This is a genomic window from Pseudomonas sp. SP16.1, from assembly GCF_052682975.1.
The window spans coordinates 2,040,410-2,056,021 of sequence record NZ_JBQYFZ010000001.1 but is presented as its reverse complement, the minus strand read 5'-3'; the positions used below and the strand labels follow the sequence as shown (position 1 = coordinate 2,056,021).

20 protein-coding genes are annotated in these 15,612 nt (G+C 67.3%); 15 read left to right on the top strand and 5 right to left on the bottom strand.

Translation table 11 applies throughout. The features are described 5' to 3' along the window. Positions 1-7 precede the first annotated feature (7 nt). A complete protein-coding gene (locus ACUTAF_RS10000; protein ID WP_445579804.1) occupies positions 8-448 on the top strand; it encodes a CopD family copper resistance protein in 441 nt (146 codons plus the stop codon). Between the two features lie 122 nt (positions 449-570). On the opposite strand, the gene ACUTAF_RS09995 is transcribed toward ACUTAF_RS10000, so the two are convergent. Next, positions 571-918 carry a hypothetical protein gene (locus tag ACUTAF_RS09995; protein ID WP_445579803.1) on the bottom strand — a complete coding sequence of 116 codons (348 nt, stop codon included), beginning with the start codon at positions 916-918 and terminating at the stop codon, positions 571-573. A gap of 117 nt (positions 919-1,035) precedes the next feature. Continuing rightward, positions 1,036-1,716 carry an iron-sulfur cluster repair protein YtfE gene (ytfE, locus tag ACUTAF_RS09990; RefSeq protein ID WP_445579802.1) on the bottom strand — a complete coding sequence of 227 codons (681 nt, stop codon included), beginning with the start codon at positions 1,714-1,716 and terminating at the stop codon, positions 1,036-1,038. Positions 1,717-1,854: 138 nt separating this feature from the next. Between ytfE and norR the strand changes: the two genes are divergently transcribed. Beyond that, positions 1,855-3,384 (top strand): nitric oxide reductase transcriptional regulator NorR, encoded by a 1,530-nt coding sequence (norR, locus tag ACUTAF_RS09985; protein WP_445579801.1) that lies wholly within the window; start codon positions 1,855-1,857, stop codon positions 3,382-3,384. 3 nt (positions 3,385-3,387) lie between these two features. Here the strand turns inward: norR and ACUTAF_RS09980 are convergent, their stop codons facing one another. Then, positions 3,388-3,618, bottom strand: a complete 231-nt coding sequence (locus ACUTAF_RS09980) for a DUF3079 domain-containing protein (RefSeq protein WP_445579800.1) — start codon at positions 3,616-3,618, stop codon at positions 3,388-3,390. 170 nt (positions 3,619-3,788) lie between these two features. Here ACUTAF_RS09980 and moaB point away from each other — a divergent pair, with 170 nt between their 5' ends. From moaB to ubiT, 5 genes are all read left to right on the top strand, one after another. Next, the gene (gene moaB / locus ACUTAF_RS09975) at positions 3,789-4,343 is read left to right on the top strand and encodes a molybdenum cofactor biosynthesis protein B (RefSeq protein ID WP_445579799.1); all 555 of its coding nucleotides are present in this window, start codon (positions 3,789-3,791) and stop codon (positions 4,341-4,343) included. Further along, entirely contained in the window at positions 4,340-5,572 is a 1,233-nt protein-coding gene (locus tag ACUTAF_RS09970) for a molybdopterin molybdotransferase MoeA (RefSeq protein WP_445579798.1), read from the top strand. Before moaB ends, ACUTAF_RS09970 begins: the two co-directional genes overlap by 4 nt. Positions 5,573-5,695: 123 nt before the next feature. Then, positions 5,696-6,685 (top strand): ubiquinone anaerobic biosynthesis protein UbiU, encoded by a 990-nt coding sequence (gene ubiU / locus ACUTAF_RS09965; RefSeq protein ID WP_445579797.1) that lies wholly within the window; start codon positions 5,696-5,698, stop codon positions 6,683-6,685. A 7-nt stretch (positions 6,686-6,692) separates the two neighbouring features. Next, positions 6,693-7,580, top strand: coding sequence for a U32 family peptidase (locus ACUTAF_RS09960; RefSeq protein ID WP_445579796.1), 888 nt, complete (start codon positions 6,693-6,695; stop codon positions 7,578-7,580). Then, on the top strand, positions 7,577-8,038 hold the full coding sequence (gene ubiT / locus ACUTAF_RS09955) for a ubiquinone anaerobic biosynthesis accessory factor UbiT (protein WP_445579795.1): 462 nt from the start codon (positions 7,577-7,579) through the stop codon (positions 8,036-8,038). The genes ACUTAF_RS09960 and ubiT overlap by 4 nt, the downstream gene beginning before the upstream one ends. A 318-nt stretch (positions 8,039-8,356) precedes the next feature. Here the strand turns inward: ubiT and ACUTAF_RS09950 are convergent, their stop codons facing one another. Next, on the bottom strand, positions 8,357-9,025 hold the full coding sequence (locus ACUTAF_RS09950; protein ID WP_445579794.1) for a transmembrane anchor protein: 669 nt from the start codon (positions 9,023-9,025) through the stop codon (positions 8,357-8,359). Between the two features lie 11 nt (positions 9,026-9,036). Next, positions 9,037-9,762, bottom strand: coding sequence for a HupE/UreJ family protein (locus ACUTAF_RS09945; protein WP_445579793.1), 726 nt, complete (start codon positions 9,760-9,762; stop codon positions 9,037-9,039). Between the two features lie 497 nt (positions 9,763-10,259). On the opposite strand from ACUTAF_RS09945, the gene ACUTAF_RS09940 reads away from it, so the two are divergent. The 8 genes from ACUTAF_RS09940 (at position 10,260) to ku (ending at position 15,607) form a co-directional block, all read left to right on the top strand. After that, a complete protein-coding gene (locus ACUTAF_RS09940) occupies positions 10,260-10,547 on the top strand; it encodes a metal-sensing transcriptional repressor (protein ID WP_445579792.1) in 288 nt (95 codons plus the stop codon). 10 nt (positions 10,548-10,557) lie between these two features. Further along, complete coding sequence (locus tag ACUTAF_RS09935) at positions 10,558-11,679, top strand: nickel/cobalt efflux protein RcnA (RefSeq protein WP_445579791.1); 1,122 nt, start codon at positions 10,558-10,560, stop codon at positions 11,677-11,679. Between the two features lies 1 nt (position 11,680). Continuing rightward, positions 11,681-12,121, top strand: coding sequence for a YqaA family protein (locus ACUTAF_RS09930; protein ID WP_445579790.1), 441 nt, complete (start codon positions 11,681-11,683; stop codon positions 12,119-12,121). Then, positions 12,118-12,816 (top strand): TraX family protein, encoded by a 699-nt coding sequence (locus ACUTAF_RS09925; RefSeq protein ID WP_445579789.1) that lies wholly within the window; start codon positions 12,118-12,120, stop codon positions 12,814-12,816. Before ACUTAF_RS09930 ends, ACUTAF_RS09925 begins: the two co-directional genes overlap by 4 nt. A 191-nt stretch (positions 12,817-13,007) precedes the next feature. Continuing rightward, positions 13,008-13,547, top strand: a complete 540-nt coding sequence (locus ACUTAF_RS09920; RefSeq protein WP_445579788.1) for a cysteine hydrolase family protein — start codon at positions 13,008-13,010, stop codon at positions 13,545-13,547. Between the two features lie 114 nt (positions 13,548-13,661). Next, entirely contained in the window at positions 13,662-14,375 is a 714-nt protein-coding gene (locus ACUTAF_RS09915; protein ID WP_445579787.1) for a class I SAM-dependent methyltransferase, read from the top strand. Positions 14,376-14,604: 229 nt separating this feature from the next. Next, positions 14,605-14,733, top strand: coding sequence for a PSPA7_2676 family Cys-rich small protein (locus ACUTAF_RS09910; protein WP_445579786.1), 129 nt, complete (start codon positions 14,605-14,607; stop codon positions 14,731-14,733). A gap of 22 nt (positions 14,734-14,755) precedes the next feature. Further along, a complete protein-coding gene (ku, locus tag ACUTAF_RS09905; protein WP_445579785.1) occupies positions 14,756-15,607 on the top strand; it encodes a non-homologous end joining protein Ku in 852 nt (283 codons plus the stop codon). Positions 15,608-15,612: the final 5 nt, after the last annotated feature.

Here is a 15,612-nt window from a genome sequence, read left to right as displayed (position 1 = left end):
AGCGAAGATGACCTATCTGTTGCTCAAGTTCGTCCATCTGGCCGCCGCGGCGTTCTTTATCGGCGGGGTGTTCTTCGAGGTGATGATCCTCAGCCGGGCCGCCCGCAGCCTGGAGCCCGAGCCGCGCGAACGGCTGTCCAAGGCGCTCGGTCAGCGGGCGCGCCAGGTCATGCATTGGGTGGTACTGGCGCTCTACGGCGCGGGCCTGGGCCTGGCCTGGCACTATCGCGCCGCGCTGGCTGCGCCCTTCGCCAGCAGCTTCGCCACGCTGCTGACGTTGAAGATCGGCCTGGCGCTGAGCATCCTCGGCCACTTCCTCCTGGTGGTGCTGCTGATGCGCAGCGGCCGCATGACGCCGGCACGCTCGCGGCTGATCCACCTCAGCGTGCTGGTGCAGATGCTCGGCATCCTGTTCCTGGCCAAGGCCATGTTCCTGCTGAACTGGTAGGCATTCAGCGACCGGGTGCGCCATGCGCACCACTTCTCCGCTTGCCGGTAAATGTCCACCGCACCGCCGTTTGCCGGCGGTGCGCGCAGCCCTGGCCCGGACGTTCCGGACCGTGGCCAGGCTCAGAAGGGCAGGCGATAGCCGAGCGGCTGCAGATGGGCGAGCAACAGGAAGATGGACACCAGCACCGCGTTGATCGACCAGGCCACGGTGAGAAAGCGCGCGACCTCGCCCCAGATGCGTTCGCGCACGTTGCCGGCGTTGCGCCAGACGGCATTGAGCACCCAGGCGGTGTAGCCGAGGAAGGCGAGCAGCAGCAAGGCCAGCGAGGCGCTGTCGAGCTGTGGGTAGAGCAGCAGGATGGCGCCGAACAGCAACTGGCTGAGCGCCACGCCCTGCAGCCAGAACACCCGCCACAGCGGGGTGGTGCCGGGGCTATCGAAGCGAGCGAGAAGTTTGTCGGTATGCATGGGGCGGCTCCTATCGGGACGGGTCATGACTCAGTGTAGGCAAGCGACTCGGTCCGCAAGACACGGACCGAATCGCAGACCACGCCGCGCAAGGCGTTCGGCATCCGTCGGCGCTATTCAGCCGAGCTGCCCTTCGCCGAGCGTGCGGGGAAACAGCAGGTTGTTTTCCAGATGGATGTGCTGCATCAGATCGCGGCGCAGCTCGTCCAGGCCGCGGTACAGCGCGCGCCAGGTGTTGCAGGCATTGACTGGCGGCTGCATGTCGTCGGTCAGCTCGACCAGACGCTGCAGCGTGTCGCCATGCTGGTCGTGCTCGTAGCGCATCACTGAGATCGGCCCGCCGGCCATGCTGCCGCCTCCGCGACGGATCATCGGGAAGAGAATCTGCTCCTCCTTCTGCATGTGGCTTTCCAGCTCCTGCTGCATGCCGATCAGCAGCTCGGTCAGTCCCAGCGGGCAGTGCTCGCGACCGCCATGTACGTGCTCGACCCGCGCCGCCAGGCGGATCAGCTCCGGCAACTGGTCGCGATGCACCTCGTGGTAGCGCTGCAGGATGTGCTCGATCAGGCGCTCGGCCGACGCCTGGCGCCAGTCCGCTTCCTGGGCGTCCTCGCCGTCGAGGGCGAGCAGGCGCTGCTGCACCTCGCCGGCGTCGATGCCGAGCTCCTGCGCCGCCTGGCGCAGGCTCTTCTGGCCGCCGCAGCAGAAGTCGAGATGGAATTCGTGAAACACCCGGGTGGCACCGGGAATGCTGCAGGCGATGCTGCCCAGGCTGCTGTCGAGCAATTGCGTGGCCATGGTTGGCTCCTTTCAGGCGTATTGATCTGCCTGGGCCATCGCAAGCGGCGTGCCGAGCGCGCCGTTGACGGAAATCAAGGGCTTGCGCGCCGCCCGGGTCTAATCTACCTGGCAAGAATCAGGTCACGGATACCCGAAATGGTGGATTTCACCCCTATGCAGAATGCCCTGCTCGCCGACCTGACCGGCGAGCTGCCGGCTGCCGTGCGCCTGCAGCGCCTGGTGGTCAGCCTGCGCGAGATCTTCGCCTGCAGCGCCGTGGTGCTGCTGCGCCTGGACGGCGACAGCCTGCGCCCGCAGGCGGCGGTCGGCCTGGCCCACGAGGCGCTCGGACGCAGCTTCCTGCTGGCCAAGCACCCGCGGCTGGAACGGATCATGGCGCAGCGCGAGCCGCTGCAGTTCGCCGCCCACAGCGAGTTGCCCGACCCCTACGACGGCCTGCTGCAGGACAGCCCGGACGAGCCGCTGCCGGTGCACGACTGCATGGGCATGAGCCTGGTCCTCGACGGCCGCCTGTGGGGCGCGGTGACCCTCGATGCGCTGCGTCCCGGCAGCTTCGACCGCAGCGCGACCCAGCGCCTGCAGCGCTACGCCATGCTGATCGAGGCGGCGCTGCGCGTCTGTCGCCTTGAGGGCGAGGTGCGCAGCCTGCGCCTGGCGCGGCGCGAGGAGGGCGAGGGCGGCGACGAGGCGGGCGGCATGATCCTTGGCGACAGCCCGATCGTGCGCCAGCTGCTCGACGAGCTGGGGGTGGTGGCGGACTCCGAACTGCCCGTGTTGCTGCAGGGGGAGACCGGCGTCGGCAAGGAGCTGTTCGCCCGCTGGCTGCACGCCCACTCGCCGCGCGCACGCAAGCCGCTGGTCTACGTCAACTGCGCGGCGCTGCCGGAGACCCTGGCCGAGAGCGAGCTGTTCGGACACGTCAAGGGCGCCTTTTCCGGCGCCGCGCAGGACCGCCCCGGACGCTTCGAGGCGGCCAACGGCGGCACCCTGCTGCTCGACGAGATCGGCGAACTGCCGCTGTCGATCCAGGCCAAGCTGCTGCGCGCCCTGCAGAACGGCGAGATCCAGCGTCTCGGCGCCGACCGCCCACGCCACGTCGACGTGCGGGTGATCGCCGCGACCAACCGGCGGCTGTGGGAGGAGGTGCGCGACGGGCGTTTCCGCGCCGATCTGTATCACCGCCTGTCGGTCTACCCGGTGCATATCCCGCCGCTGCGCGAGCGTGGCCGCGACGTGCTGGTGCTGGCCGGGCATTTCCTCGAACTCAACCGCGCCCGTCTCGGGCTGCGCTGCCTGCGCCTGTCGCCGGATGCCGAGCGCAGGCTGCTGGCCTACGACTGGCCGGGCAACGTGCGCGAGCTGGAGCACGTGATCAGCCGCGCCGCACTCAAGGTGCTGAGCCAGGCCGAGTCGCGCACCGCGCTGCTCAGCATCGAGGCGCCCTGGCTGGGGCTGGATACGGCATCCGTCGCCCCCAGCGTCGCCGCGGCGCCCGCGCCGCTGGCGCCGCGCGAGAGCCTGCAGCAGGCGATGGAACGCTACCAGCGCGAGCTGATCCAGGGCGCCCTGGTCCAGCACGACGGCAAGTGGGCGGCCGCTGCGCGGGCACTGGCCATCGATCCGAGCAACCTGCGCAAGCTTGCGCGGCGGCTGAACCTGACCTGAGCCTCAGTCCGCCGCCTGCACCAGCCGCAGCTCGCCAGCCTGCGGCTCGGTCTCGCCGGGCGGCTCGATACCCCAGTCGCCGTGCTCGTACCAGTCCTCGCCGAGCATCTCGGCCGGGTGCATGGTGCGATCGGCGCCATTGCCGCAGGCCAGCGACCCCGCCGGGCAATAGCGGTCGCAGCCCCAGCAGATACGCTCGGGGTGGCTGGGATGCAGGGGAAATTTCTTGGCCATGTGCAAGCCTCCTGGCCTGTTGCCCTCATACGATCGGCAAACGCCGCCGCGCGAGCCTTGACCGGGATCAAGGCTGCTCGGATCAACCCCTGGTGGTACCTCCATCGGGGAATGGGCGCGGCGCCCGGCTGGGCTCAGGCTGCGCCTAGTCATTCATTGGAGGCGCCGTCATGGCTCATCTCGCGAACCCCGAATTCCAGGCGCTGCGCATTGCGGTGCTGACCGTCAGCGACACCCGCAACCTGAGTACCGATGGCTCCGGCCAGACCCTGATCGGCGCGCTGGAAGAGGCGGGGCACGCGCTCTACGAACGCGCCCTGGTGCCCGACGATATCTGGCAGATCCGCGCCCGCCTGTGCGCCTGGATCGCCGACCCGCTGGTGCAGGTGGTGCTGGTCACCGGCGGCACCGGCTTCACCGCACGCGACAACACCCCGCAGGCGGTGGCGCCGCTGCTGGACAAGACGGTGGACGGCTTCGGCGAGCTGTTCCGTCAGGTCTCGCTGAACGAGATCGGCACCTCCACCGTACAGTCGCGGGCCCTGGCCGGCATCAGCAACGAAACCCTGGTGTGCTGCCTGCCCGGTTCGCCCGGGGCCTGCCGCACGGCCTGGAACGGCATCCTGCGCGAGCAGCTGGACAGCCGCACCAAGCCGTGCAATTTCGTACCCCATCTCAAGCGCCTGCCCGAGCAGGCAGCGGCGCCGTGCGGAGCGCGCGCATGAGCGCCTGCGGCTGCGACCAGTCCGGCCTGCGCCCGCTGGACGAGGCCATCGCCGAGCTCCTGGCGCAGGTACCGATCCCGCCACCGGCGCAGTGGCGGTCGCTGCAGCAGGCACTCGGCCTGACCCTGGCCGAGCCGGTGCACGCACCACGGCCGATGCCGGCCTGGGACAACAGCGCCATGGACGGTTATGCGCTGCGCGCGGCCGACTTGGCGGAGGCGGGCGGCTACCTGCCGCTGGCCGGGCGCATCGCCGCCGGCGACGCGGCGCTGCAGGCGTTGCCGGCCGGGCATGCGCTGCGCATCTTCACCGGCGCGCCGCTGCCACCCGGGGCCGACAGCGTGGTGCCGCAGGAACTGGTGCGGCTGGACGGCGAGGGCGTCTGGCTGCCGGCCTGCGCGGCCGGCGACCACGTGCGCCGGCGCGGCGAGGAATTCGCGCGCGGCGCCTGCGTGCTGCCGGCCGGCCAGCGCCTGCGCGCGCCGCAGGTGGCCCTGCTGGCCAGCCTGGGTGTGGCCGAGGTGGCGGTGCGCCGGCCGCTGCGCGTCGGCCTGCTGAGCAGCGGCAACGAGCTGCGCGAGCCGGGCGAGTCGCTGCGCCCGGGGCAGATCTACGACGCCAACCGCCATGGCCTGCTCGCCGCCCTGCGCGGCTGGGGCCTGGAGGTGGGCGACTGCGGCGTGCTGGTCGACGAGCTGAGCGCCAGTCGCGATGCCCTGAGCCTGGCGGCTACCGAGTGGGACGTGCTGATCAGCTCCGGCGGCGTCTCGGTCGGCGAGGAGGATCACCTCAAGCAGGCGGTGCGCGAGCTCGGCGAGCTGTGCCTGTGGCGCCTGGCCATCCAGCCGGGCAAGCCGTTCGCCTTCGGCACTGTCTGCGGCACGCCCTGGATCGGCCTGCCGGGCAACCCGGTGGCGGCGCTGCTCACCGCCCTGGTAGTGGCGCGGCCCTTCCTGCTGGCGGCGCAGGGACGCAGCGAGGTGCTGCCGCAGGCGCTGCCGCTGACCGCCGGCTTCGACTGGCCCAAGGCCAATGCGCGTCGCCAGTACCTACGCGCGCGCCTGGAGCCGGTGGCGGGCGAATTGCGCGTGGTGCCGCACGTCCACCAGGGCTCGGCGATGCTCACCGGCCTGTGCTGGGCCGACGGCCTGGCGATAGTCGAGGTGGGCCGCACCCTGGCCGCCGGCGACACGGTGGACTTCCTGCCCCTGGATAGCCTGCTGGCCTGAGCGCCGCCCTACGGCCAGAGTGCCAATAGAACGTGCAGCCACGCCTAGCGGCTTGACCGCAATCAAGGCGCTTGGCGCCACGGCGCCTAGAGTGGCGCATCGCCATAGAAGCAGGAGTCGATCATGCATCTGGTTTGCCCGGCGGGCAGCCTGCCCGCCCTCAAGGCCGCCCTGCAGCAGGGTGCGGACGCCATCTACGTGGGGTTTCGCGACGACACCAATGCCCGCCATTTCGCCGGGCTCAACCTCGACGAGCGCCAGCTGGACACCGGCCTGCAGCTGATCCGTCAGCGCGGCCGGCAGCTCTACGTCGCGGTCAACACCTATGCCCAGCCGCAAGGCTGGACGCGCTGGCAGCGCGCCGTGGACCAGGCCGCGGCGCTCGGCGTGGACGCGCTGATCGCCGCCGACCCCGGCGTGCTGGCCTACGCCAGTCGGCGCCACCCCGATCTCAATCTGCATCTGTCGGTGCAGGGCTCGGCCACCAACCCCGCCGCGCTGGCCTTCTACCAGCAGCGCTACAACATCCGCCGCGCCGTGCTGCCGCGGGTGCTGTCGCTGGCCCAGGTGCGCCAGGTGGCGGAGAAGAGCACGGTGCCGCTGGAGGTCTTCGCCTTCGGCAGCCTGTGCATCATGGCCGAGGGCCGCTGCCATCTGTCGTCCTACGTCACCGGCGAGTCGCCCAACCTCTGCGGCGTGTGCTCGCCGGCCAAGGCGGTGCGCTGGCAGGAGGATGCCCAGGGCCTCAGCTCGCGCCTCGGCGGCGTGCTGATCGACCGCTACGGGCAAGGCGAGCCGGCCGGCTACCCGACCCTGTGCAAGGGTCGCTTCCTGGTCGGAGGCCAGCGTTTCCACGCGCTGGAGGAGCCGACCAGCCTCAACACCATCGACCTGATCCCGCAGCTGGCCGAGATGGGCATCGCCGCGGTGAAGATCGAGGGCCGCCAGCGCAGCCCGGCCTACGTCGAGCAGGTCACCCGGGTCTGGCGCGAGGCGCTGGACGCCCATGCCGGCGGCCGCTTCGCCGTGCGCGAGCACTGGCGCGACGCCCTGGCGGGGCTTTCCGAGGGCAGCCAGACGACCCTCGGCGCCTATCACCGATCCTGGCAATGAGGAGCTTATGAAACTGAGTCTGGGACCCGTGCTGTTCTACTGGAGCCGCAACAAGCTGCTGGATTTCTACGCCGAGATGGCCGCCCAGCCGCTCGACATCATCTACCTGGGCGAAACCGTCTGTTCCAAGCGCCGCGCCCTGTCGCTGGACGACTGGCTCGGCCTGGCCCGCGAGCTGCGCGAATGCACCCGCGCCGAGCTGGTACTGTCCGGCCTGGCGCTGGTCGAGGCTGGCTCCGAGCTGTCCAGCCTGCGCCGCCTGTGCGACAACGGCGAACTGCTGGTGGAGGCCAACGACATGGGCGCGGTGCAGTTGCTGGCCGAGCGCGGCCGGCCCTTCGTCGCCGGGCCGGCGCTCAACCTGTACAACGCCCACGCCCTGCGCGAGCTGCAGGAATGCGGCCTGCAGCGCTGGGTGCCGCCGGTGGAATGCTCCGGCCGCCTGCTGCAGGACTGCCTGCAGCAGCTCGACGCCCTGCAGGTGCCGCGCCCCGAGGTGGAGCTGTTCGCCTACGGCCATCTGCCGCTGGCCTACTCGGCGCGCTGCTTTACCGCCCGCGCCGAGAACCGGCCCAAGGACGACTGCCAGTTCTGCTGCCAGAACTACCCCGAGGGCATCCCGCTGCTGAGCCAGGAGGGCCAGGCGCTGTTCACCCTCAACGGCATCCAGACCCTGTCGGCCGAGGTCGGCAACCTGCTGGCCGACTACCCGAGCCTGGCCGCCAGCGGCATCGACGTGCTGCGCCTGAGCCCGCGCAGCGAGGGCATGAGCGAGGTGATCGGCGAATTCGCCGCGGTGCGCGGCGGCGCCATGCCGCCGCTGGCGGTGAGCGGCTGCAACGGCTACTGGCACGGCCGCTCGGGCATGCTCAGGGTGGAGGAGGTGGGGCTATGAAAATCGCGCAATGGCTGGTGAAGCTCGGCGATCCGCTGCTGCCCTACGGCCGCCACGTGCCCTTCGCCCTGCAGCGCCGGTTGATCGAGTTGGCCGCCGCCCGGTTGTTCGCCGCGCCGCTGGCCGAAGGCGCCTTCGACCTGCTGCAGGGGCGCTGGCTGCGCCTGCAGGTCAGCGACCTGGGCCTGGCCTGGTGCCTGAGCTGCGAGGGCACCCGCCTGCGTGTGGCGCAGCGAGCGGCGGTGGACGTGAGCATCCGCGGCAAATGGCGCGATTTCGTCCTCCTGGCCAGCCGCCAGGAAGATCCGGACACCCTGTTCTTCCGCCGCCGTCTGGTGATCGAGGGCGACACCGACCTCGGCCTGGGGGTGAAGAACCTGCTCGACGCCCTCGACCCGGACCAGCTGCCGCCGCGGGCCTGGCGACTGATGCAGGCGATGGGGGAGGCGGTGCGCTGAGGGGGCTATCGCCTGTTGGACAGGCTGGTTTGGGGGTTGGCGTCGGCTCGGAGCTGCCGCTCGTGGCTGGCCGCAAACGGCCGATTCTGTTGAAAAAAGTCCCGTCCCGATTCTTGCCCATGACAGAGCCTGAGCGAGGTGGAAATCTGGTTCGCTTAGAAGGCGGAGCTGCCTTGATTTTTCCGTAGCAACGCCGAAATCGAGCGTTTCTTGAGCTGCCGCCAAGCAGCGCCCTCAAAAAATCGACTTTTCCAACAGAATCGGCCAGAAGCGGACTTCGACGAGGGCTGTGCCAAACCAGCACAGACCCCGCATCCATCAGATCACGCGTTTGATCGCGATGTACTCACCCTCGGTACGCAGCGTCACGGTAACGGGCTTGTTGGTGCGGTTGCGCCAGAACCAGCCGTGCTTGCCGTCGAAGGCAGCTTCCAGAATCCCACGATCCTCCGGGGTGAAGCGCCCCTTGCCGTAGCCATGGTAGAACTCACGCGGCGCGTTGTAGGGATCGCCGTGGGTGTCGTAGTTGACCTGGCCGCCATTGGCCGTCCAGAAGTAGTTCACCTTGGCGCCCTTGAGCATCTCCAGCTTGATTTCGGCACCCTGGCCGGGAGCGAGGTCGATGCTCATCTCGTGCTTCAGACCCACCACTTCCGGCTCCGCCGGCGCTACGGGCGCGGCCGGTTTGGCAACTTCGGTCACCGCCACCTCGGGAGCGGGCTGCACGCCAGGCTGAACCACCTCGGTAGCTTGTACGACCGGCGCTACGGTCTCGGCAACGGCTTCTTCCGTCAGTTGCTGCTTGATCTCGCCCATTTGGGTCAGGCCCAGCATGCGGCCTACACCGGTCGGGTCGATGGCGTATTCCGAAGGCATTACCACGGTGACCAGCAGGACGATGGCGGCGACCAGGGCGATTACGGTGGAACGCAGCAACTGCTGGCTGCTCGGCAGCTCGTTGAGGCTTGGTGCTTTGCTATTGAACATGTGGAGATTCCTTACTGGGAGACGATCAGGCCGGTGAGCTGGTAACCCATCAACAGGAAACCGGCGCTCATCATGGCCACGTTGGCGGTGTAGGCATGGCGCCAGAAGCTGGCGGTGCGCCGCCAGTAGCCCATCAGAATAAGGATGGTGCCGAGGGCCAGCAGCTGGCCGATCTCGACGCCGACGTTGAAGGCGATCAGGTTGGCGATCAGGCCATCCGGCGAGATCTCGAATTCCTGAATCTTGGTCGCCAGGCCGAAGCCATGCAGCAGGCCGAAGGTCAGCGTGGCCACGCGGGTATCGGGTTGGTAGCCGAACCAGCGCTGGAAGGCCCCCAGGTTGTCGAGCGCCTTGTACACCACCGAAAAGCCGATGATGGCGTCGATCACGTAGGGGCTGATGCTGATGTTGCTCAGCACCCCGAACAGCAGGGTGATCGAGTGGCCGACCGCGAACAGCGTGACGTAGAGCCCCACGTCCTTCAGGCGATAGAGGAAGAAGATCACCCCGAACAGGAACAGCAGGTGGTCGTAGCCGGTGATCATGTGCTTGGCGCCCATGTACACGAACGGCATCAGCAGCATGCCAGTGCTTTCCTGGATGAAACCCTTGTCGCCTTCGGGCACGCCATGGGCGAGCGCCTCGGGCATGCCTATCAGCAGTAGAACGAATGCCAGCAGGGGCAATAGGAACGGACGACACAGGGCGCCGTTATCGCGAAGTGGTAGCGATTGCATAAACAGATCCTGAGTTGATGAAGCCTGGGCCACGAGGTCCAGAGTCAGAGAGTCAGTCAGAAGCGCGGGGGGCGTTCTATCCGCGTGCTGGGGCCATTGGCCAGGCGCTGGGCATAGGCGAACGAGGGGTGCCCTCTGGCCACACGCTCAGGCGTTGGCAACCAGGCGCTCAGGTGCGGAGTTTCATGCACGTGGTCGGCCCTCAGCGATGTGTGCTGATGGTCTCCCCACAACTGAGAATCCGGCCCGTGGCTGTGTGGATGGTCGTCGTAACTCGCTTGCGCAGCCTGTCCATTACCTCCGGCATAACCAGCCAGCGCATGTCCCGCCCACAGCAGTATCGACAGTAGTGCCAGGACGGAAAGGGATCGACAGGCAGCGATTTTACTCAGCATCGACGGACTAATTGCGACTCAACGAGGAAGAAAGCCTGGTTTGACGCATCCCCCCCAGGGGGATAGGATGCGGCGGCGATTATCCTTGCACGAGGCTCGGCGATGGGCAAGCACGAACACGAACACCAGCACCAAAGTCATAAGGAAATCATCAAAAGGTTGAAGCGTGCCGAGGGACACCTGCGCAGCATCGTCGGCATGATCGAGGACGGCCGCGCCTGCGTGGATATTGCCCAGCAGCTGCATGCGGTCGAGAAAGCTGTGTGCCAGGCCAAGCGCACGCTGATTCAGGATCACATCGACCACTGCCTGGAACACACGGTCGGCGCCCTTACCAAGGGTGAACGGACGCCGCTGGAAGAGTTCAAGCAGATCACCAAGTACCTTTGAGCACCCTGCCATGTCGTCCTTCGCCGAAATCTTGCAGCAAGGGGCCTCGCAGGCCTGGCTGTATGTCCCAACTGCCATCCTGCTAGGTGCCTTGCACGGCCTGGAGCCGGGGCATTCGAAGACCATGATGGCCGCCTTCATCGTGGCCATTCGCGGCACGGTGCGTCAGGCTATTCTGCTTGGCTTGGCCGCGACTGCCTCACACACCGCCGTAGTCTGGCTGGTCGCCATCGGCGGCATGTACCTCGGGCAGAACCTCGATGCCCAGACCACAGAGCCTTACTTCCAGCTCGTCTCAGCGGTGCTGATCATCGCCATCGCCCTGTGGATGCTCTGGCGCACCTGGCGCGGGGAGCAGATGTGGCGTTTCGAGCAGGGTGATGATCATCATCCGCATGACCACTCGCACGACGAAACCCGCAGGATCGATACGGGGCATGGACGCATCGAGCTGTCCATCTTCGAGGAAGGCGTAGCGCCGCGCTGGCGAATACACACGCTGAGCGGTCACCCCTGGAAAGCCGCCGATGTCTGGCTGCAAACCACCCGCGAAGATGGCCGCATGCGACGTTTTGCCTTTGCCGAGCGCGATGGTTTTCTGGAGTCCGTGGATGAAGTTCCCGAGCCGCATGCGTTCGATGTGCGCCTGAGCCTCGGCCATGGCGGCCATTCCCACGACTACGACCTGGAGTTTCACGAGCATGAGCACGTGCATGCCGAGCCGGAAGGTTTGGAGTTGTCGTTGGAGGGCTATCAGGATGCCCACGAACGGGCTCACGCCAACGACATTCGTCGCCGCTTCGCCAGCCGCAATGTCAGTACCGGCCAGGTCATCCTGTTCGGCCTGACGGGCGGGCTGATTCCCTGCCCTGCGGCCATCACCGTGCTGCTGCTCTGCCTACAGGTCAAGGAAGTCACCCTTGGCGCCGTGCTGGTGCTCAGCTTCAGTATCGGCCTGGCTTTGACCCTGGTCACCGTGGGTGTTGCCGCTGCCATTGGTACTCGCCATGCCTCCAATCGCTGGCCCTGGCTGGGCTTGGTGGCGCGCCGTGCCCCGTACCTGTCCAGCCTGCTGATCATCGCCGTCGGAATCTATGTCGGTCTGCACGGCTGGGCCGGGCTGAACGCCTGAAGTGTGGGACTTATCCGCCTACCTGGGGCTGTTCGTCGCGGCCTTCGGTGCCGCCACCCTGCTGCCGATGCAGTCCGAAACGGTGCTGACCGGCTTGCTGCTGGCCGCCAAACAGCCACCGGCCTTGCTGCTTCTGGTGGCCACGCTCGGCAACGTGCTCGGCTCGGTCGTCAACTGGTTGCTGGGACGCTACATCGAGCACTTTCGCCATAAACGCTGGTTCCCGGTGCCGGAGGACAAGCTCCAGCGCGCCCAGCAGGCCTACCATCGCTACGGGCGCTGGTCACTGCTGCTGAGCTGGGCGCCGATCATCGGCGACCCGCTGACGGTTATCGCCGGTACGCTGCGCGAGCCGTTCTGGAGCTTTCTGCTGATCGTGCTGGTGGCCAAGGTTGGACGTTATCTGGCGCTGGCCGCGTTGACGCTTTGGGGGCTGGGATGAAGCGCGATGCCGGACTCGACCTGGTCAAGTGGCTGGCCATGCTCAGCATGCTGATCGACCACCTGCGCCATCTGTGGCCGGATGCCTACGGCCTGTTCGTCATCGGTCGTCTGGCGTTTCCGCTGTTCTGCTTGGGCATCGCCGCCAACGTGGTCAGAACTCGGCCCGGTGAGCTGTTCAGCGAGGGCAATGCGCGCTACCTCGGCTGGCTGCTGGCCTTCTCGTTGCTCTCGGAGCTGCCCTACAGCTTGCTTTCGCCGGAGAGTGCGACGCTCAACGTGATGCCGACGCTGTCGCTCGGCCTGCTGGTGGCCTGGGGCGTCCACCATGCAGATCGCAACAGCCTGCTGTTGACTGTCGGGACACTGGCCATTGCCCTGTTGCTACATCGACAGCTGATGTATGGGGTGGTCGGCGTGATGCTACCTGCCGCCTTTGTCCTCGGGCTGAGGGGAGCGCGCTGGTGGTGGCTGCCTGCTGCCATGGCGGTGCTGGCCAATAGCCGCAATCGCTGGCTGGTGGAGTGGGGAACAGTGCCGGAGACCCTGGCCATGCTCGCCATGGCTGGCGCAGCCGTAGTGTTGGGGTTGGCCCTGTTGCGTCAGCCCATGTCCTGCAAAGTCTGGCCCGTTGGCCGCTGGGGTTACTGGTTCTATCCAGGACATTTGGCTGTGATATACCTGATGAAACCCTAAAAGGCTGAACAACAAGAAATCAGTGCGCTCCTGGCCGATTATCCCCCGCGGTTTCTGGCGCGACGGCGAATGGTTGTCCCGCCACCGTCGGCGCTACTATCTGCCGTCCACGCCTCTAGCTCGGAAACTCACTCTACAGCGCAGATGCCGGGCCTCGTCCTCTGCTTGCCAACCCCAAGGTGGAACCCCTTATGTCTACAGCCCTGCTGATCATCGACGTGCAACAGGCACTCTGCTTCGGCGAGGAAGCCGCCTTCGACAGTGAGCGGGTCATCGCTAGGATCAATACCCTCGCCGATAAGGCGCGCGGCGCTGGTGCGCCGGTGGTGCTGATCCAGCATGAGGAGGAGTGCGGATCTCTGCGGGTTGACAGCGACGGCTGGCAGCTCGCCGAAGGGCTGGTGACCTCGCCGGGCGATCTGCGCGTTCGCAAGACGACCCCGGACTCGTTCCACCGCACCGAGCTGCTCCAGCTTCTCCGGGAGCGGGAGGTCTCGCGTTTGCTGATCTGTGGTTTGCAGAGCGATTTCTGCGTCGACACCACCACTCGTCGCGCCCTGGCGCTGGGCTACGAGGTGATCCTGGTAGCGGATGCGCACTCGACGGTGGACAACCGGGTCCTGTCCGCCGCGCAGATCACGGCGCATCACAACGCGACCCTGGCGAACATGACGAGCTTCGGCAAGCGCGCCGTCGTCATCCCGGCCGCAGAGGTGCGGATCGAGGCCTAGATGCGTTTCGCCCCTGGGTAGCCCCGGCGTCCGGGGGCTTGACAGCCCTGGGATACTGGAAACAGCGCCGCGGCCAGCGCGGCGCAGTTTCCAGTGACGCGAAGGAAGGTGCTTATGCGCGATGACCAACTCAAGGCCTTGTTCGATCAGCAGGCCGCCGGCTACGACCAGCAATGGGCGGGAATGGCGCCCATTCGCGAGGCCCTGTACTTGCTGCTCGACGCCCTGTTCGCCGGCTTGCCGGAGGATGCCCGAATACTCTGCGTCGGCGTGGGCACCGGCGCGGAACTGGCGCATCTGGCCGAGCGCTTCCCCGGCTGGCGGTTCACCGTCGTCGACCCGTCGGGCGCCATGCTCGAAGTCTGTCGCCAGCGAGCGGAGCGGGGCGGCTTCCTTTCGCGTTGCCGCTTTCACCAGGGCTATCTGGACACGCTGCCCGCCGGGCCCGGCCATCATGGCGCGACCTGCTTTCTGGTGTCGCAATTTCTGCTCGAAGCAGGGATCCGCACCGCCTTCTTCCGGGAAATCGCCCGTCGGCTCGAGCCCGGCGGAGTGCTGGCAAATGCCGATCTCGCCAGCGATACCCAGTCGCCAGCCTATGCAACGCTGCTACGCAGTTGGCTGACGCTGATGTCCTCGGCCGGCGTGCAGGCGGCAATGCTCGAGCGAGCCCGGGCGGCCTACGCCAAGGATGTCGCGATCCTGCCGGCGCAGCGAGTCGCCGGCCTGATCGAGGCGGGCGGGTTCGAGGCGCCGGTGCAGTTCTTCCAGGCCGGGTTGATGCACGGCTGGTTCTGCGTGCGCAAGGCGGAACCCGCTTTGGGCTAGCCGCGGTCCTTTGCCGGCATCGGCGCTTGGGGTTCCGGTCCGGTCCACGCCGGCGGCATAAAGTCTGTTCGCAGGATCACCGCTCAAGGCTGCCCGCCAAACCCGCTCAGTGCGGACTCCGCGCTGCCTCGCTTGGGCTACCGACCGGCAATTGGGTAAAACCATTTCCCCCCGCCGGCGGTCGACTGATTGAACGGCTACTCCGGCCGTCGGGCCGAGGGAGGGGAAAATGACCATTCGATGCGTGATCGCCGGATGCAACTGGGCCGACGGCGACACCATGCTGATGGGCGAGGACGTCGCCCTGTGCCAGTGCTGCCGCCGCTGCGGCAGCTTCCATTACCTGCCGCAAACCTGAACCGCCGAAGGGGAGCATCGTCATGCCCCGAGCCATCTGGAAAGGCGCCATCAGCTTCGGTCTGGTGCACATCCCGGTCTCGCTGGCTTCCGCCACCTCGCCGCAGGGCGTGGACTTCGACTGGCTGGACGAGCGCAGTATGCAGCCGGTCGGCTACAAGCGGGTGAACAAGGTCACCGGCAAGGAAGTCAGCAAGGCGCACATCGTCAAGGGCGTGGCCTACGAGAAGGGCCGCTACGTGGTGCTCAGCGAGGAGGAGATCCGCGCCGCGCATCCGCAGTCGACCCAGGCCATCGACATCTTCGCCTTCGTCGACAGCCAGCAGATTCCGCTGCAGCACATCGACAAGCCTTACTACCTGGCTCCCGACCGGCGCGGCGAGAAGGTCTACGCGCTGCTGCGCGAGGCGCTGAGCGGCACCGACAAGGTGGCCCTGGCCCATGTGGTGCTGCATAGCCGCCAGCACTTGGCAGCGCTGATGCCGCTGCAGTCGGCGCTGGTGCTGGTATTGCTGCGCTGGCCAGCCGAGGTGCGTAGCCTGGAGTCGCTGGAGCTGGGGCCGACGGTGAGCCAGGCCAAGCTGACCAAGAGCGAACTGGACATGGCCAAGCGGCTGATCAAGGACATGAGCGACGAATGGCGGCCGGAGCAATACCAGGACAGCTTCCAGGAGCGCATCCTCGAGCTGGTGGAGCGCAAGGCCAAGGCCGGCAAGGTCGAGCAAGTCGAGCGGGGCGAAGGTCAGGAGCAGCGGCGCAGTGCCGATGTCGTCGACCTCACCGAGCTGCTCAAGCGCAGCCTCGGCGGCACACCGAAGAAGACGGCGAGCAAGGGCACAAGCAGCCGCAAGCCGGCCAGGACCGCGCGCAAATAAGCCGG